Source organism: Streptococcus respiraculi (assembly GCF_003595525.1).
GTDB lineage: Bacteria > Bacillota > Bacilli > Lactobacillales > Streptococcaceae > Streptococcus > Streptococcus respiraculi.
In genome coordinates this window covers 251,212-268,724 of sequence record NZ_CP022680.1, presented here as the reverse complement: position 1 = coordinate 268,724, position 17,513 = coordinate 251,212, and the positions used below count along the sequence as shown (strand labels likewise).

At 41.2% G+C, this 17,513-nt stretch carries 18 protein-coding genes; 9 read left to right on the top strand and 9 right to left on the bottom strand.

What is annotated here, in order from left to right; all coding sequences use genetic code 11:
• Positions 1–42: 42 nt before the first annotated feature.
• Positions 43–768: an NUMOD4 domain-containing protein gene (locus CHF41_RS01260; protein ID WP_119875660.1), complete on the bottom strand. Its 726-nt coding sequence runs from the start codon at positions 766–768 to the stop codon at positions 43–45.
• Positions 769–800: 32 nt separating this feature from the next.
• Positions 801–1,007, bottom strand: coding sequence for a helix-turn-helix domain-containing protein (locus tag CHF41_RS01255; RefSeq protein WP_067087725.1), 207 nt, complete (start codon positions 1,005–1,007; stop codon positions 801–803).
• Positions 1,008–1,489: 482 nt separating this feature from the next.
• Here CHF41_RS01255 and CHF41_RS01245 point away from each other — a divergent pair, with 482 nt between their 5' ends.
• The 3 genes from CHF41_RS01245 to CHF41_RS01235 all read left to right on the top strand — a co-directional run bounded on the left by CHF41_RS01245 (position 1,490) and on the right by CHF41_RS01235 (position 5,086).
• On the top strand, positions 1,490–2,266 hold the full coding sequence (locus CHF41_RS01245) for an XRE family transcriptional regulator (RefSeq protein ID WP_119875658.1): 777 nt from the start codon (positions 1,490–1,492) through the stop codon (positions 2,264–2,266).
• A 12-nt stretch (positions 2,267–2,278) separates the two neighbouring features.
• Complete coding sequence (locus CHF41_RS01240; protein WP_119875657.1) at positions 2,279–3,715, top strand: ATP-binding protein; 1,437 nt, start codon at positions 2,279–2,281, stop codon at positions 3,713–3,715.
• A 288-nt stretch (positions 3,716–4,003) separates the two neighbouring features.
• Entirely contained in the window at positions 4,004–5,086 is a 1,083-nt protein-coding gene (locus tag CHF41_RS01235) for a tyrosine-type recombinase/integrase (RefSeq protein WP_119875656.1), read from the top strand.
• A gap of 149 nt (positions 5,087–5,235) precedes the next feature.
• Here CHF41_RS01235 and CHF41_RS01230 read toward each other — a convergent pair whose 3' ends face one another.
• From CHF41_RS01230 to pbp2a, 7 genes are all read right to left on the bottom strand, one after another.
• On the bottom strand, positions 5,236–5,436 hold the full coding sequence (locus CHF41_RS01230) for a hypothetical protein (protein WP_119875655.1): 201 nt from the start codon (positions 5,434–5,436) through the stop codon (positions 5,236–5,238).
• Positions 5,405–5,833 (bottom strand): MafB, encoded by a 429-nt coding sequence (locus CHF41_RS01225; protein WP_119875654.1) that lies wholly within the window; start codon positions 5,831–5,833, stop codon positions 5,405–5,407. The genes CHF41_RS01230 and CHF41_RS01225 overlap by 32 nt, the downstream gene beginning before the upstream one ends.
• A 184-nt stretch (positions 5,834–6,017) precedes the next feature.
• Entirely contained in the window at positions 6,018–6,293 is a 276-nt protein-coding gene (locus CHF41_RS01220) for a DUF4298 domain-containing protein (protein WP_162911899.1), read from the bottom strand.
• A gap of 213 nt (positions 6,294–6,506) precedes the next feature.
• Positions 6,507–7,046: a transcription termination/antitermination protein NusG gene (gene nusG, locus CHF41_RS01215; RefSeq protein WP_119875652.1), complete on the bottom strand. Its 540-nt coding sequence runs from the start codon at positions 7,044–7,046 to the stop codon at positions 6,507–6,509.
• A gap of 87 nt (positions 7,047–7,133) precedes the next feature.
• A complete protein-coding gene (gene secE, locus CHF41_RS01210) occupies positions 7,134–7,310 on the bottom strand; it encodes a preprotein translocase subunit SecE (protein ID WP_119875651.1) in 177 nt (58 codons plus the stop codon).
• Between the two features lie 9 nt (positions 7,311–7,319).
• Positions 7,320–7,472, bottom strand: a complete 153-nt coding sequence (gene rpmG, locus CHF41_RS01205) for a 50S ribosomal protein L33 (protein WP_119875650.1) — start codon at positions 7,470–7,472, stop codon at positions 7,320–7,322.
• A 48-nt stretch (positions 7,473–7,520) separates the two neighbouring features.
• Positions 7,521–9,704 (bottom strand): penicillin-binding protein PBP2A, encoded by a 2,184-nt coding sequence (pbp2a, locus tag CHF41_RS01200; RefSeq protein ID WP_119875649.1) that lies wholly within the window; start codon positions 9,702–9,704, stop codon positions 7,521–7,523.
• A gap of 527 nt (positions 9,705–10,231) precedes the next feature.
• Here pbp2a and CHF41_RS01195 point away from each other — a divergent pair.
• From CHF41_RS01195 to recD2, 6 genes are all read left to right on the top strand, one after another.
• On the top strand, positions 10,232–11,200 hold the full coding sequence (locus tag CHF41_RS01195; protein WP_119875648.1) for an NAD(P)/FAD-dependent oxidoreductase: 969 nt from the start codon (positions 10,232–10,234) through the stop codon (positions 11,198–11,200).
• Between the two features lie 4 nt (positions 11,201–11,204).
• Positions 11,205–12,071 carry an RluA family pseudouridine synthase gene (locus tag CHF41_RS01190; protein WP_119875647.1) on the top strand — a complete coding sequence of 289 codons (867 nt, stop codon included), beginning with the start codon at positions 11,205–11,207 and terminating at the stop codon, positions 12,069–12,071.
• A 42-nt stretch (positions 12,072–12,113) separates the two neighbouring features.
• Entirely contained in the window at positions 12,114–12,857 is a 744-nt protein-coding gene (locus tag CHF41_RS01185; protein WP_119875646.1) for a CPBP family intramembrane glutamic endopeptidase, read from the top strand.
• A gap of 185 nt (positions 12,858–13,042) precedes the next feature.
• Positions 13,043–13,942 (top strand): ribonuclease HIII, encoded by a 900-nt coding sequence (gene rnhC / locus CHF41_RS01180; protein WP_119875645.1) that lies wholly within the window; start codon positions 13,043–13,045, stop codon positions 13,940–13,942.
• A 10-nt stretch (positions 13,943–13,952) separates the two neighbouring features.
• Positions 13,953–14,546, top strand: coding sequence for a signal peptidase I (gene lepB / locus CHF41_RS01175; protein ID WP_119875644.1), 594 nt, complete (start codon positions 13,953–13,955; stop codon positions 14,544–14,546).
• 100 nt (positions 14,547–14,646) lie between these two features.
• Entirely contained in the window at positions 14,647–17,019 is a 2,373-nt protein-coding gene (gene recD2, locus CHF41_RS01170; protein ID WP_119875643.1) for an SF1B family DNA helicase RecD2, read from the top strand.
• The last annotated feature ends 494 nt before the right edge of the window (positions 17,020–17,513 follow it).

Genomic DNA, 17,513 nt, shown 5'->3' with positions numbered 1-17,513 from the left:
AAATGTAGTTTATCAAGCAAATTTTTTGAAATTGGTTTTAGGTTATGTGTAAACCTCGTTTAAATCCCATGCCCTATCAATAGTCATGTTCAATAAACTAGCAACCTTTTTTAGTTCTTTATATGGTACTTTTTGCTTTTGTAACCAGATCATGTAATTAGTGCGTGTAGTTTCCAATGCTTTAGCAAATACATCTTTTTTCAACTGTTTAGCCGTTCGATAATCTTCTAAATAATCCACCAAGCCAACAAGCTCTTCGAAATCAGGAATAATATCAGGGGTGCCTAAATAATAAAGCGTATTAAATTTACTCTTGTTATTGATAGCAGAAATAATTGTGGTCGTTGATACACCAAAATAGTTTCCTGCTTCAACCGCTGATGAAAATACCCGAACTAATCTCCCATATAGCGTATATAGATAGATAACTTTATGTTTTTTCGGAACTCTCAAACGCTCAATGCTATGCTGCACGTTCTCTTGTGACGTTACCCATTCCAAGTTTTCCACGTTGTTGTTCAACTTGTTTTCGTCTATATGATTGACTATTTCTTTGCCATTCACCGCTGGGATAAACGTTTCTGCAACAAGCCTATGAACCAAAAACTCCTTGCAACCTTCTTTTTTGTACAAACTGATACGAACATAACCCGAATTATTTACCCTAGGGGTTAGTATCCTTCCAGTTTTGCTATTTTTAACCCTGCCATCACTAGAAACTTCATACAGACCTTCATAGCCCCTTACGGATTTCCATTTTTCTTCCATGACGCTCCTTTGTGTTATTTTTGTCAACAAACCTATGAAACTAAAATGGCCTCAAGGACCACTTTAGAGTCAACTCCCAAAATATCAGCAAGAGCCAGCATTTCATTACCGTCAAATCTCTCTTTCGGTTTCTTCTGTTTGCGATAGAAGCCTGTGCGAGTAAGACCCATTCGTTCAGCAATTACCTGACGCTTAATTCCGCTATTATCCAAGAGCTTTTCGAACTCTGTTTTTTTCATTAACCACCCCCCTTTCTACACTAGCCAAGTGATGATAATAACAATGACGGTTAAGACAATCAAAGACCAAAAGATGAATTTATAAGTTTTATCTTGCATTGTCGATACCTCTTATAGTATAATGAAAACACGCATATAGTAGTTGGGGCTTTCGCCCCGCCCACTATTTGAAGATTTTTTCGATTAAGTTTAGTAACGTTATGATTAAGTTGATGAGTGCGATTATCAAGTTTATCAGTTGTTCGTTGCTAAGCTTTTTCTTTTTTCTTTTGCGACTTTTCATTAAGTAATCCTTTCTGTTAGTTTCCTTGTCTAAGATTGCCTTTCTCAACCTTACAAATACATTATACACCTTTGTTTCCTTTTTGTCAACAGATTTGTGTTAAAAAAGTCAACTTTTTTGATAATGCTTTATTATCGTTTTTGTTGACAAAAAGAAAACACGATTATATAATAAGGTTAGAAAATAAAGGAGAGCGCTTATGAATACTAAAATAGCTTTTCCTGCAATGGTCAAGGAATACAGGCTGGCCAATAATTTAACAATGGAACAGCTGGCAGAAAAAATCGGAAAAACAAAATCAACTATTTCAAAATGGGAAAGTGGAACACGTTCTCCCAAAATATACGAAATAGAAGAAATTGCAATATTCTTCGGGGTTCATCCTGAAGTTATGATGTTCGGCGAATCCTCCACCACCTCACCAGACGCAAAAAATGGCACCGTACAGGCGATAAATGACAAGGTGGTACAATTACACCCCGAACGCCAAGAAAACGTGCTAGGCTACGCTACGGAGCAATTAGAGGAGCAAATAAAAGGAAACGCCGAAATCGGAGAAGAAATAGCCGAATATAAGACGGAGAAAGTTATCCCACTTCCTCAAAACGAAGAATTCGAATCCCTCGTTGTTCACGGTTTAGAATCAGCAGGAGAAGGCATTTGGCAGGAAAATGATGTCGATATTGAAATCAGGATTCCAATAAGCCAAATCCCTGACAAGTTTGACGACCTTGCAATGGTTATCGGTGATTCTATGCGACCTAAACTTCATAATGGCGATATTCTCTTTGTCACATTCACAAAACAAATTGAAATCGGACAAATTGGCGTATTTCGGACAAGCAAAGGAAACTTTGTAAAGAAATTACAGCCAGACAGACTAGAAAGCCTGAACCCCAACTATGATGACATCTACTTTAATGAATATGAATTCGCAGAAGCAATCGGGGTTGTTGAGCATATTTACAGAAAATAAAGGAGGCTAATTATGGAGAAAATCTACGATATTGAGTATCTAACATCCGCCCCAGAAGGACAACATTTCGACAGAAAAAGTGCTGCTCAAAAAGCTCAAAATATACTAGAAGATATAGTAGCATTCGCTAATGCAGAAGGCGGTGTCCTTGCAATAGGTATTGAAGATGACGGACGTATTACAGGTTTTAAACATGCAAAAGCTGGGGACATTGAAAGTTTTAAAAATATTGCTTATCAATTAGTGAACACTCCTGTAAAGTTTAATTATAAAGAAATCAATGTTACAAATATAAAAAACGAGGAAGATAAAGTATTAGTGCTCAATATCCAACTATCCATTGATAGGGTAGTTACTACTCCTAATGATACTGCATATTTACGACAGGGAGATAAATCAGTTAAACTAAAGCATGAACAGCGAGTCCAATTAGAATATGACAGAGGGCAAAGATATTTCGAAGACGAGATCGCTGAAGGAGCAGAACTTTCTGATCTTGACGATGAATTAGTTCAAAGTTTCAAGGAAAAAATAGGCCTTCCTGATATTGGTACTTTACAAGTTCTAAAAGGAAGAGGCTTAATAAAAAATGGTAAGATAACTAATGCTGGAATTTTATTGTTCGGAAGTAACCCCACTGAATTTTTACCACAAGCGAGATTAAGAGTGATTAAATACAATGATAATTCCGCTGGCGTTGGGAAAGAATTCAATGTCATAAAAGAGCAGACCTTCTTCGGACCTATCCCTGAAATCATTATAAAGAGCAGAGAATTTATCAAAAATCAACTAAGAGATTTTCAATACTTGGATGACAATGGACAATTTACAACAATGCCTGAATATCCCGAGTTTGCCTGGTTTGAAGGAATTGTCAATGCTGTTACACATAGGAACTATTCTATTAGGGGGCAACATATCACTGTAGTACTATTCGATGACCGATTAGAAATAAAAAGTCCAGGAATGCTCCCTAATATTGTCACACTAGAAAATATCTTGGAAGAGCGTTTTTCGCGCAATCCTAAAATAGCTCGAGTTCTTTCCGAGTTTGGATGGGTAAAAGAAATGAATGAAGGTGTGAAAAGGATTTATAACGAAATGGCAGACTTCTTCCTTAAACAACCTACTTACAGCGAACCCAATAATGCTAATGTTTTACTGTTACTAGAAAATAATATTCTCAATAGGCAGGTTAGAGTCAATGATACATTGAAACAACGACTATCTCCTGAAGTTTTCAACAATCTGACTATAGATGAAAAGAAAATAATTAGATTAGCATATAGAAGCGCTCAAATAACTACCCCTGACGTTATGACAGAAATCCAGAAAAGTCGCCCTTATTCCCTAAAGTTACTCAAAGAATTGACAAAAAAAGGTATATTGGAGTGGTACGGGAGTGGCCCCAGAGATACTACTCAATACTATGTTTTGAAAGATAAATAATTTATTGTAGTTTATTGTAGTTTATTGTAGTTTATTGTAGTTTATTGTAGTTTATTGTAGTTTATTGTAGTTTATTGTAGTTTATTGTAGTTTATTGTAGTTTATTGTAGTTTATTGTAGTTTATTGTAGTTTATTGTAGTTTATTGTAGTTTATTCTGATTTAACCAAAAAGCCCCACACTCAAACTTTGGACGACGAGAGCGTAAGGCAATTTCGTATAGTAAAAACCTGCTTTGCAGTAGGTCTCTTTACTATACCCATTTTATCACAAAAGGAGGTAAAGGCAAATGGCTTTCTATAAGAAACTCTCATCGGGATGGCAATATCGTATTTCTTATAAAGACGCTAACGGTAAATACCGTGAGAAATCAAAAAAAGGATTCAAAACGAAAGCGCTAGCGCAAGCCGCCGCAATGGAAGTAGAATTATTTCTCAAGAAAAATACATTTGTCAATAAAGAACAGACCCTTCTAGAATACTACAGAAAATGGGCAGAAATCTACAAAAAACCACACATTGCAGAAAGAACGTGGAAAAAATATCAGCAAACCGAAAAACATATCGAACATTACTTCGGCAACACCCTACTCAAAGATATTACACCTACACACTATCAAAGCATTGCTAATAAATTTACCCAAAAATATTCACAGGAAACGGCCGACAACTTCCACTATCATATTCAGTCAGCTGTTAAGATTGCAGTGCGTGAAAAGATTATTGATACAAATTTTTGTGAAGGAGCCATCGTCAAATCAACTATCAATAAAAAGGCAGTCGAAAATAAATACTTAGAGGAACATGAGTATATCAAACTGATTCAAATATGCAAAGACAATATTCAATACAGCACCTATTTCACGATTTACCTGGCGGCGATTACTGGTCTGCGATTTGGGGAACTACTCGGTCTACGGTCAGACGATATTGACAAAGAAAACCAAATGCTACATCTCAAGCAAGCTTTTGATTACACAGATACCATGGATTTTATCCCCTTAAAATCAAAAAGCTCTGAGCGCTCCGTCCCAATTGACAATCATACTCTGAGCATGATTGAAAACTATCAAGAAAATCATGCTTTAGATAAGCAAAATCGCTTAATCTCGAAAATCAGCAACAGCGCAGTCAATAAGACTATCAAGAAAATTGTCGGAAGACCCGTCACTATCCATTCTCTCAGGCACACATACGCTAGCTTTTTAATCGCTCAAGGAGTAGACCTCATTTCTATCTCTCAAATACTCGGACATGAAAATCTCAATATCACACTTAAAATTTACGCCCATCAACTAGACAAACTAAAAGAAAAAAACAACGATAAAATTCGCAATATCTTTGATAACTTCGGACGAATTTCGGACGAATAGCCCTTAAAACCTGTTATATAAAGGATATATAATCCGTCTACCGCCTTCATATACAAGAAAAAGCCCGGTTTTACGGGCTTTTTCGCTTACTATCAAGACACTCATTCGATGGATACAAAAAAGCACCTAGATTGTGCCAAGTGCTTGAATTAGTAAAGTGGACGACCTTTTTTATAGGCCACCTTAGCTTCTGCCAAGGTCATTTTATTCGGGCCACCGTCAATGGTTGTCTCACCTGTATTTTGCCAATTACATTCACAAACATCAAACAACAAAACCACTCTATTACAAACCGGACAGTGAATACATTCCTCGTCCTCAACCATGATGATCTCTGTCGTAGTTTTCATTATAGTAACTCTCTCCTTCCTCTGGTCTTAGCATCGTGTTAATTCGGAACTTACCTCCGACTGTACGATTTCCGATAACTATAATATTATTCTTTCTGTCATATCGTACTCTTCGACCTTTGTCAGTTTCATAGCCTACAATAGTTTCTGACGTTGGCTCTGCCAATAAACTAGCCGCCAATTGCTGATACTGTGTTTTACTAATATTTCCAAATTCTTTTGCATGAGTATTAAAAGGACCGTCAAACGATTTTTCAGTTGGAAAAGTAGCATTTCCCCAATGTACCCGGTCTTTTAGCTCTTTGTATCCCTCGCTATCATTATACTTCAATTCCACAAATTTATCTAACGTTTGAGAGAGGATTCCAACTCCTCTGTTTCCTTTAAGTTTCCTCATCTTTTTGGTCTTGAAGATTTGACAGAAATACGAGAATCTTTATTTGAATTATATCAACCAGCAGGCAAACAAAAACACCAGCCTTTCAACTGGTGCAGGAGATATTTATGAAAAATTTTAGGATTAACTTTAGTATAAAGAAAATAAATCACAAATACATCCGTCTGAGGTCGGATATTTTAACTTAGTTGTTATTTTCAGCTCTCCCTACCTCTTTCATAGTCTCCATCAACTCATGATAACGAGCTATAGTATTATAAACAGCATCTTCTGACAATACCCCACGCGCCATATTTTTCGGAAATTGTCCTGCCTCATCCATTTGATAGTGACGCATCCATTCCTTGCTTTCATAGTAGGCAAATAAGCTAGCTAAGCTAGGTTGAAACTGCTCAAATGCTTCTAAAGACTGCTCCAAATTTGTCAATACTGTTTCTGCTTGGTTTAAGATTTCTTCCATTTCCTGGATCTTTTTGATGTCATTCATAGTTTCAGTATAACAAAAACACTAGCGGATTTGCTAGTGTTTTAAGGAGATTATGAAAAATATTTAGGATTGACTATAGTATAGCTTTTTTTGCTACAAATGAAATCAGTCTGTAGACCGATATTTCCAACATAAAACAAAAAAGAGAACTAGTGCTCGACACACATTCTCTCTTTTTTATCCAACTTACAATTCTGCAATCTGGCTCAAGTTCACTTCGGCAATGGTATCATTTCCAAACATGGAGATGACCATTTTGACCTTGTTGTTATCAATTTCGGTAATCTTACCAGTGTAGTCTGTAAAGGCGCCGTCGATAATGCGCACGGTATCTCCAATCTTGACATCAATGTCAAATTCTTGAACGGTTTGTCCCATAGATACCAAGATTTGACGAATTTCTTCTTCCAAGAGCGGTGTTGGTTTTGAACGGTTTCCGTGGGAACCGACAAACCCTGTAACGTTCGGGGTATTCCGTACAACAAACCAAGCTTCGTCTGTCATGACCATTTCGACCAAGACATAACCCGGGAAGCGATTTTCTTCTACTTCTTTGACCTCACCATTTTTCTCTACTTGAACGGTCTGAGTAGGGATTTCTACACGGAGGATATTTTCCAACATATTGTAGGTGTGGGCGCGTTGCAACAGGTTTTCCTTGACCTTATTCTCATATCCAGAATAAGTTTGAAGGACAAACCAGCCTTTATCAAAACTATCTAACATAGCTTTCTTCCTTTCATAATAAAAAAGCCCGAAGGCTTTTTCCTTTTCTTCATTATAGCATGGCAATTTTCGTCTTGCAAGTCTTTTCTAGAAAAGATTGATCAGGCTGATAATGCCTTTAGACAAGATCAAGTCAAAAAGATAAATAATCGCTACGAAAAAGATTGTGTATTGAATGACAGACACAAAATCTCTCCAGCTTTGCTTTTTGGTTGGCCAGGTTGTTCCTTTTAAAATCTGTATCGTATCGCTTAAAAATTTCACAACAAACTCCTATCTGGTTTCTTTGTGGACAGTGTACTGTCCACAATGTTTACAATATTTATTTACTTCTAATCGTGTCGGCTTAGGATTGCTTGAGAGTTTAATCGAATAGTTTCGCGATCCACAAACTGCACACGCTAGGCTTGCTTTTTTCAGTACCATAAAGCCCTCCATCTTTACCATTTTATCACGTTTTCTAGGATTTGGCAACTACTCAAACCAACTCTTGAATTTATCCCAAAGGGTTTTAGCCCGTTGTGGAAGTTTGGCATCGATAATTTCTTGCTTGGTTTGGTCAATCAAATTCTGAGCTCGATTCTTGATATCCTTGATTTGGTCTTGGTAATTACTAGTACTTGGTGTTGGTGCAGGCTGAGCTGGTGACTCAATCCCATTTTGAACATAGGCATTTTCCACTGTAAAGTCGGTTCCAGCTGTATTTGGTAAGATGGAAGCAGCAACCGTTTGGAAGACACTCGGAGCCATCCAGGAATTAGTGCCATCGATGTAATGTTGCTCATCTGTCTTTTCAAATCCGACCCATTGACTGATGACTAAGTCTGGCGTATAGCCAATAATCCATTGATCATTGGTCAAATTAGGATTAAAGCTGGTTTCTGTTGTCCCTGTTTTTCCTGCAAGGGTATAGCCATAAACATCGGCATTGACCCCAGTTCCATTGGTGAAGGTTCCCAGCATCATCGAGGTCATCTTATCTGCCGCTGATTTATCCATGACGCGGCTACTTTCTTCCTTGTGCTTAGCCAAGACTTTTCCGCTCGCTGTCTCAATCCTTGTAATCAAGTGACCATCTTTCATCACTCCGGCATTCGCAAAAGCTGAGTAGGCTTGCGCCATTTCAAGGGGATTGGTCGACACCCCACTTCCGATTGCAACTCCCAAGACGTGGTCGACCTTCTCCATGTTGAGCCCAAACTTCTTACCGTATTCAAAGGCTTTGTCGAGGCCTAAGCTATTGACAACGGAAACAGCAGGCAAATTGTAAGACATGGCTAAGGCTTGATACATCGGAACCGTTTCAGACGTTGAATAGTCAAAGTTATGGAGCGTATAGGTCCCGTAAGTCTCCGTATGATTGTCTAGCTCCTTGTTCATTGACCATCCTGCCACAATAGCAGGAGTATAGGCCACAAGAGGTTTGATGGCAGAGCCTGGACTGCGCTCAGACTGGCTCGCAAAGTTAAAACTGCGGAAGGTTGGATTCTCTGAGCTATTGACCCGACCGACCAGCGCGCGAACACCGCCTGTTTTTGGATCCATGGCAACACTTGCAGCTTGGGCATAGGAGCCGTCATAGTTCGAGCTTGGAAAAAGCGATTCGTTATCGTAAATCAGCTGCATGCTGGCCTGCGAATTTTGATCCAACTCCGTGTAAATACGGTAGCCATTATTGATAATATCACTTTCTTTCAGACCATATCGATCAATGGCCTCTGCCATAACAGCGTCAAAATAAGACGGGTAGCTGTAATTGCTCTGCTTGCCTCCGTAGGTATCATGCAGCTGACTAGCCAAATCGATCTGGGCATCCACATCTGCGGTCGCCTGATCTAGATAGCCTGCATCCACCATTGCTTGCAGCACGGTATTTCGCCGATTGGTCGCATATTCGACAGAATAATACGGATTATAAATTTCAGGACCTTTAAGCATTCCTGCAATCACTGCTGCCTGCTCAACTGTCAGTTGACTGGCTGAGGTACCAAAGTATTTCTGACTGGCATCTTCCACTCCCCAGACACCATTTCCAAAATAAGCATTGTTGAGATACATGGTCAGAATCTCTTCCTTGCTGTATTTTTTATTGATTTCAAGGGCTAGGAAATATTCTCTGGCCTTTCGGCTGATGGTCTGGTCTTGGGTCAGAAAAGCATTTTTAGCCAACTGCTGGGTAATGGTCGATCCGCCTCCAGACCGACCTAGGGTCAGAACAGCTAGAATGGTCCGCTTGTAGTTGATACCCGAATTCTTATAAAAGGTGCGGTCCTCGGTCGCAATAACGGCCTGCTGTAAGTTGGGGCTAATCGCATCTAGCTCGACATAGGTCCCTTTTTGACCAGAGAGAGCCCCTGCTTCGTTGCCGTCCTTGTCATAGATGACAGTCGTTGCTTTTAAGGCAGCCTGTAAATCTCCGACATTAGCTGTTTTGGCTAGGAAAAACAGATAGCCTCCTACTGTCAAAACCATTACTCCAATCAAAATGAAGACAATCTTGGTCAGCTGATATCTTCTCCAAAATTTGCGAATAGGCTCAGGAATCCGAGATTTCTTCTTGGGTTTTACTTCGTGGTCTGTAGGCTTTCGCCGACTGCGGCGCATCTGACGACCTTCTGCAACTACATCTTCATCTTCTCTTACATCGTATTGGTCCATGATACTCTCTCTTTCTACTCAGAACCTGTATCCATAGCTCAGCAACACTATTCAGAGCTTATTTTTCGCTACTCATCGTTGCTTTTTTCGAAATACAGTCAGTATTCCTTCAACAAAACACCTTGATGATCGTAAAATAAGCTCCCGATTAGAACGACTTCGCTTATAAATACGGGTTCTTAATTTTGTACCATTATACTACATTTTTTTGCATTCAGCCTCAACAAACCTCAACAAGAGACCGTTCTAAGGATTTTTGACTAACTCTCAATTAAAATGAATACTTTGATTCTTTCTTAAGCAGTGTGGATATAAGCTTGTATTCCCCACCCTCAACAGTCTCCCAAACTGTTGAGCAATCCTCATTTTCAAGTCTAAGCCTTGAAATTTTCGTGGCTGGATTCGCGATACAGACTTCTCATTCAAATCGTTCAAGAACGACAGCTATCATTTGTTTTTTTCATGTGGGCGCTGGTCGATAGATTATGGTAAAATAGAAATATTCTGAATTGAAAAGAGGCATTCGAATGACGGAACTGTATGATATTACGATTATTGGAGGCGGCCCTGTGGGCCTATTTACTGCTTTTTATGCACATTTGCGCCAGGCTAAGGTGAAAATCATTGACTCCCTTCCTCAACTGGGTGGGCAGCCTGCTATTTTGTATCCTGAAAAGACGATTTTAGACATCCCAGCCTTTCCTCGCTTGACAGGACAGGAATTAACAGACAATCTCCTTGCTCAGCTGGAGCCTTTTGAAACGACTATTTGCCTTAATGAAACGGTGATAGGTATTGCACAAGCTGACCATTTCATCATTACGACCTCAAAAGGTGCGCATGCTTCAAAGGCTGTTATTATCGCTATGGGAGGCGGGGCTTTCAAGCCACGCCCGCTTGAATTGGAGCAGGCAGATGACTTTGACAATATTCACTATCATGTAGCCAATATCCAACAATATGCCGGTCAAAACGTGGTGGTCCTAGGTGGTGGGGATTCTGCAGTGGACTGGTCACTGGCTTTTGAGCCAATCGCTGAAACGACCCAAATCGTACATCGTAGGGACAATTTCCGCGCTATGGAGCATAGTGTCGAAGCCCTTAAAGCATCGAATGTTACGATTCATACTCCCTACATCCCCAAAGCTCTCCAAGGAGGAAATGGTCACGCAGCCGCTATTGAATTGACCAAGGTCAAAAGCGATGAAGAGCTGACACTTCATTTTGATCATCTCTTTGTCAACTACGGCTTCAAGTCTTCTGTTGGAACGTTAAAAGAATGGGGACTAAAACTAGGGCGCAACCGCATTCTCGTCAACAGCAAGCAAGAGACCTCTGTCCCTGGTATCTATGCGGTTGGCGACTGCTGCTCTTACGAGGGCAAAGTGGACTTGATTGCAACGGGTCTTGGCGAAGCACCGACGGCTGTTAACAACGCCATGCATTTTATCAATCCAGCTGAAAAGGTGCAACCAAAGCACTCTTCAAGTTTGTAAGCCTATGAAATATACCATTACCATTCCTGCACAATTTCCGGCTATGACGGTCAAGGAAGCCTTGGAAGATTACTTTTTAATTCCGCGCAAGATTCGCCACTTCCTGCGCACCAAAAAGCACGTCCGTGTAAACGAGCATGTCATCAACTGGCAGAGTCCGATTACGGCAGGTGACCAACTAGAACTCATCTTTGATGAGGAAGATTACCCTAAAAAAGTCATTCCTTGGGGGAAAAGTGAATTAGTCGATGTTCTCTATGAGGATGAACACCTGATTGTAGTCAACAAGCCAGAAGGCATGAAAACTCACGGCAATGAGCCAACTGAAATTGCCCTGCTCAATCATGTGTCCGCTTATGTCCAGCAAACCTGCTACGTCGTGCATCGTCTCGATATGGAGACCAGCGGTGCGATTGTATTTGCCAAAAATCCTTTTATCCTGCCGATTCTCAATCGGCTCTTAGAAGACAAGGTGATTTTCCGTGAATATCTTGCACTCTGCCAAGGACGATTCCCAAAAAACACACAGACCATAACAGATAAAATCGGGCGCCACCGCCATGACAGACGCAAACGAGTAATCGACCCACAAAAAGGTCAAATGGCCATTACCCATATCACTCGATTAAAAGCACTGGGAAAAACGAGCCTCGTTGCCTGTCGGTTAGAAACGGGACGAACTCATCAAATCAGAGTACATCTCTCTCATCACGGACATGCCATTATCGGAGACCCTCTCTACAGCACGCTTCCTGCTAGTAGGCTCATGCTCCATGCCCACAAACTCACCTTTACTCACCCTTTTACCCTTGAAACCATTTCTGTTCAGGCTAGTTCAACGAGTTTTGAAAAAGGGTTGAAAAACCGCTAGCCATCACCGAATAGAAAAATATATATCGCTAAAGGAGACAAGATGTCAAAAAAATCATTACAGCAAGTCTGCCTCTATGGCCTATTATTACTCGGAACAAATTGGACCTTAGGGTTTCTCAGCTACTTCCTCACGGGCACTACCTACTATATTATCAAAACAGCCTTACTGGCCTCTATCTTCTACCTAGTTGGACATCGCTTTCTCCATTTAACAATGCCCCTAAAAGCTCGTACTGGAATAGGAGAGCAATTACGGGTCAACTGGCTCAATTTTGTTTATCTCTTTCTAGTCTGCATTCCTCTGTTGGTCTTTGGACTTGTAGAACATCTAAACTATTTGCCTGTTGCCTTGGTAACGGCTCTGGGAGCTGGATTTGTAGAAGAGTACATCTGCCGTGGCATTCTGTTACAAATCGCCTTTAAAGACGGGCTTCATTCTTATAAAAATGTCCTGCAAGCCGTCCTTCTATCAAGTTTGGTCTTCGGACTGGCTCATCTAGGAAACTTACGTACTCAGCCACTTGATGTCACCCTATTTCAGGTCTACTATGCTATGGCAATGGGAATCTACTTTTCTGCCGTTGTCATTCGCACGCGCAGCCTGTGGTGGACAATTTTTATTCATTTTATGATTGACTTTGCTGCCATTTTAGCAACTGCAGGTACAAATGCAACTTCAAAACCAGCACTTGTTTCCGTTCTCATCTGGCTATTTGTTGCGATTATCGCCTTTATTCTTATCCGTCCAAAACAAATCCAACGGCTGATTGACCAAAAAATTTGACCCTAAGGAACAATTTCAGAGATTGTTAAGAAAAATTTAAGCTTGTCGCATTATACTGTATCTATCCTAAAAAACTTTTCTTTTTCATAAAATCTCCTCAAACACTCTGTGATATACTGATATCTCGGAGTGTTTGTTTTTCACCCGATTGTCCCACTTCGGCTTCTTTGTGATATAATAAGAAGATGAACAATCTTGTGATAACTGTAGATAAGAGACAAAAAGAGAAAATCAAGGCCTACTATACTGCCTACCAACAACCGAGTAACAATCCCTACGTCGAAGCTTTTTTCAAGACAGACGGGATTAGTATTACTCTCTACAATTCTGGAAAGGTCATGTTTCAGGGAGAGAAGGCCGAACTTCACGCCCAAAAATGGGGCTATCAGACAGAAAGTCCACACCCGCAGCAAAGCCTATCTCAGCAGGTTCCCATAATTGGAACAGATGAGGTGGGGAACGGTTCTTATTTTGGTGGGCTTGCGGTCGTTGCAAGTTTCGTCACTCCAAGTGACCATGCCTTTCTCAAATCGTTAGGTGTTGATGATTCCAAACGATTGACAGACCAAAAAATCTGCCAGATCGCACCCTTGTTAAAAGAGAAAATTCCGCACCAAGCTCTGCTACTTACCCCCAAAAAATACAATGATGTCATTGAACATGGCTACAATGCAGTCTCTGTCAAGGTTGCACTGCATAATCAGGCGATTTTCCTTCTCTTGCAAAAGGGTGTAGCGCCAAAGCAAATTGTGATCGATGCCTTTACCAGTAGCAAGAACTACAATCGCTATCTAGCACACGAAGCCAAGCGCTTTCCAAATCCTATCATCTTAGAAGAAAAGGCAGAAGGAAAATACCTAGCGGTTGCTGTATCATCCATCATCGCACGGGCCATGTTTTTGGAAAATCTAGCCCACTTGAGCCAAGAAGTTGGATATGACCTGCCGTCAGGCGCTGGAAAAAAATCTGATCAGGTCGCGCGCGATATCCTTGCCCGATACGGCATGGCAGGACTAGAGCAGACTGCCAAGCTGCACTTTGCCAATACCCAAAAGGCACAAGCGCTTTTATTACATCGTAAATGAGGTTTTATCAATGAAACATTTTTTGAAAGAGTGGGGATTCTTTTCCTTTATTCTCGTACTAATTCTGCTTTCCAGATTATTTATCTGGAGTTTGGTGAGCGTTGAAGGACATTCAATGGATCCCACTTTGCGCGACAAGGATGTGCTCATCATGCGAAAAATTGGAAAAATTGACCGATTTGACATCGTAGTCGCAAGCGAGGTAGATGATGCTGGCAAAGAAAAATTGATTGTAAAACGCCTCATCGGACTGCCTGGCGACACTATCCACTATGAAAATGACACTCTCTACGTCAATGGCCAGGAAGTTAAAGAAAAATATTTGGAAGAATATAAGGCAGCATTTGCCAAAGATAAGCTCCAATCCACCTATTCTTATAACCCAAACTTTCAGGCGATTGCGCAAGATGCATCAGCTTTCACATTAGACGCACAAGGGAACCCTACTTTCACCATCGAAATCCCTGAGGGGCAATACTATCTCCTAGGAGACGATCGCCTCGTATCAGCAGATAGCCGTAAAGTCGGAACCTTTAGAAAAACGGCTATCAAGGGAAAAATCATCTCCCGTGTCTACCCATTTAACCGTATCCAAGGCTTTTAAAATCAATCACAGGCTTATCAAGCGCATATCCAGCATCAATTCGCAACTGGAGAGCGAGTGGCTTGTGATTTTTCAATAGCTGATAGAATTAGGAACTGATATGAGTGAAGTTTATTTTACAGGAACCATTGACCGCATCATCTTTGAAAATCCGTCCAATTTTTACAAGATTCTGCTGCTTGAAATCGATGATACCGATAGTAACTATGATGACTATGACATCATCATAACAGGAACGATTGCAGATGTCATCGAAGGGGAAGATTATCAATTTTACGGACACTTAATCACCCATCCCAAATATGGACAACAGCTACAAATCACGCGCTATGAGCGTAGCAAACCAACTTCCGCGGGCTTAGTCAAATATTTTTCCAGCGATCAGTTTAAAGGAATTGGACGCAAAACGGCTGAAAAAATTGTCGCACTCTACGGGGAAAATACCATTGATCACATTCTCGCTGAGCCTGAGAAATTGACCCAAATCACAGGCCTTTCTGCCAAACATCGGCAGGCTTTTATCGAAAAACTGCGCTTCAACTATGGGACAGAAGTCACGCTAGCAAAGCTAGCTGAGTACGGCATTCCTAACAAACTGGCCTTTCAAATCCAAGACCAATACAAGGAAAAAACGCTCGATGTCCTTACCGAAAACCCCTATCAACTGGTGGAAGATGTGCAAGGGCTGGGTTTTACCATTGCTGATAAAATTGCTGAAAATCTAGGAATTGCAAGCGATTCTCCGCAGCGTTTTCGGGCTGCCATGCTCTATAGTTTAATTCACAAGTCTATGGAGACGGGCGACACCTATGTCGAAGCCCGCGATTTATTGGAACACACCCTAGAGGTGCTTGAAACAGCCCGCAAGATTGAACTGGAGCCTACTCTTGTCGCCCAAGAATTAACAGGTTTGATTCAAGACGGCAAGGTCCAGCAAATGGACACCAAAATCTTTGACAATTCTCTCTTTTTTGCAGAACAAGGTATCCATAAACAAATCAAGCGCTTATTAGACAAGCAAGAAGTCCACACCTTTTCAGCTGAAAAAATTGACGCTGCCATCCGTGAAGTCGAAGAACAGTCTGGCTTTCAATACGATACCATTCAGAAACAGGCCATCCAGCAAGCCCTCAACAATCCGCTCTTTATCCTAACAGGAGGACCAGGAACAGGGAAAACAACAGTCATCAATGGCATTATTTCTATTTACGCCATGCTACACGGTATCAATCTGACCAAAGCGACAGGCGATTGTCCGATTTTACTGGCTGCACCAACAGGTCGGGCTGCTAGACGAATGAATGAATTGACAGGACTGCCAAGTGCGACTATTCATCGACACCTTGGCTTGACTGAGGGACAGGAAGAAAGCTACCGCGACGAGTATCTGGATGCCGAATTTATCATCATTGATGAATTTTCCATGGTGGATACCTGGCTTGCCAACCAGCTGTTTCAGCACATTTCATCCAATACCCAGGTTCTGATCGTAGGCGATGCCGAGCAACTCCCTTCTGTCAGTCCCGGTCAAGTCCTTGCAGATCTGCTGAAAATTCCTGCCATTCCAAGCATTACCTTGGAAAAAATCTTCCGTCAATCTGATGATTCAACGATTGTCACCTTAGCCAACCATATTCGCAAAGGACAACTACCTCTTGATTTCCGAGAGAAAAAGGCTGACCGCTCCTACTTTGAAGCCCAAAACGAGCAAATTCCTGCGCTTATTGATCGGATTGTCAGCGCAGCCGTTCAATCAGGAATCAAGCCTCAGGAAGTGCAAATCCTCGCTCCTATGTACCGAGGACAAGCAGGCATTGACCAGCTCAATATCACGACTCAAGCCCTCCTAAATCCGCTCGCAGAAGGTCAACTTGAATTTCTCCAAAACGAGATTCGTTTTCGTCAGGGGGATCGCGTCATTCACTTGGTCAACGACACCGAAGCCAATGTTTTTAACGGAGACTTGGGCTATATTACGGACCTTCTTCCTGCCAAATATAGCGATTCCAAGCAAGACGAAATCACGATTAACTTTGACGGGAGCGAAGTGATCTACCCCCGCAACGAATGGTACAAAATCACGCTGGCCTATGCCATGTCGATTCACAAATCACAAGGAAGCGAGTTTCAGGTAGTGATCCTACCCATTACTCGAACCAGCTACCGCATGCTCCAGCGCAATCTCCTCTACACTGCTATTACCCGTTCAAAGAGCAAACTCATTCTCTTGGGGGACTACAGCTCCTTTGACTATGCTGTAAAAAATGCCGGGACCAGCCGCAAGACCTACCTCAAGGAGCGCTTTGAGACAGGACAGTCCGAGCTTGCGCTAGAAACTGAGACCATAGCTAGCACCAGTTCAGAAGAAGAAGGACCCCAAACCTATATCCTGACCGAAGAAAATCTCCTAACTATTGACCCCATGATTGGTATCAGTGAAGAAGATATTCAGGCATTTTTCAAGAACAAATAATCCCGACTGAAGAGACCATTCCGTTTCTTCAGTTTTTTATAGTGAATGGAATAAAGGTTAAGACATCATTCAGTCTCTTTGGTGAACGCCAATTCTATCTGCAGCTCCTTGCCTTGTCCTATTCATAAGATACGAGGGCGTTAAAAAAGCGAATGAAAAATAGGAAATACGACGAAGAAGCGGAAGCTTCTAGGAGCATTTATACCTAAAGGTAGCCATATCTATAATCTAGCTAAAGCTAGAACGGCTATGTCTCTTTTTTCCGAGCTTTTAGCCCGAGTTCAGTTCCGCAAGATACGAGGGCGTATAAAGCACAAAGTGAAAATAGGAAGTCTGACGAAGAGCCTAAGGAGAGTTTACTCTGCAAACTCCTATCACTCACCTCCAAAGGTATACTATACCTTTGGAGCTAGGAAGACTTATCCCTAAAGGGAGCCTCAGCTGTAACCAACTAAAGTTGGAACATCTGCGTCTCCACTAAAGGGAGCCTCAGC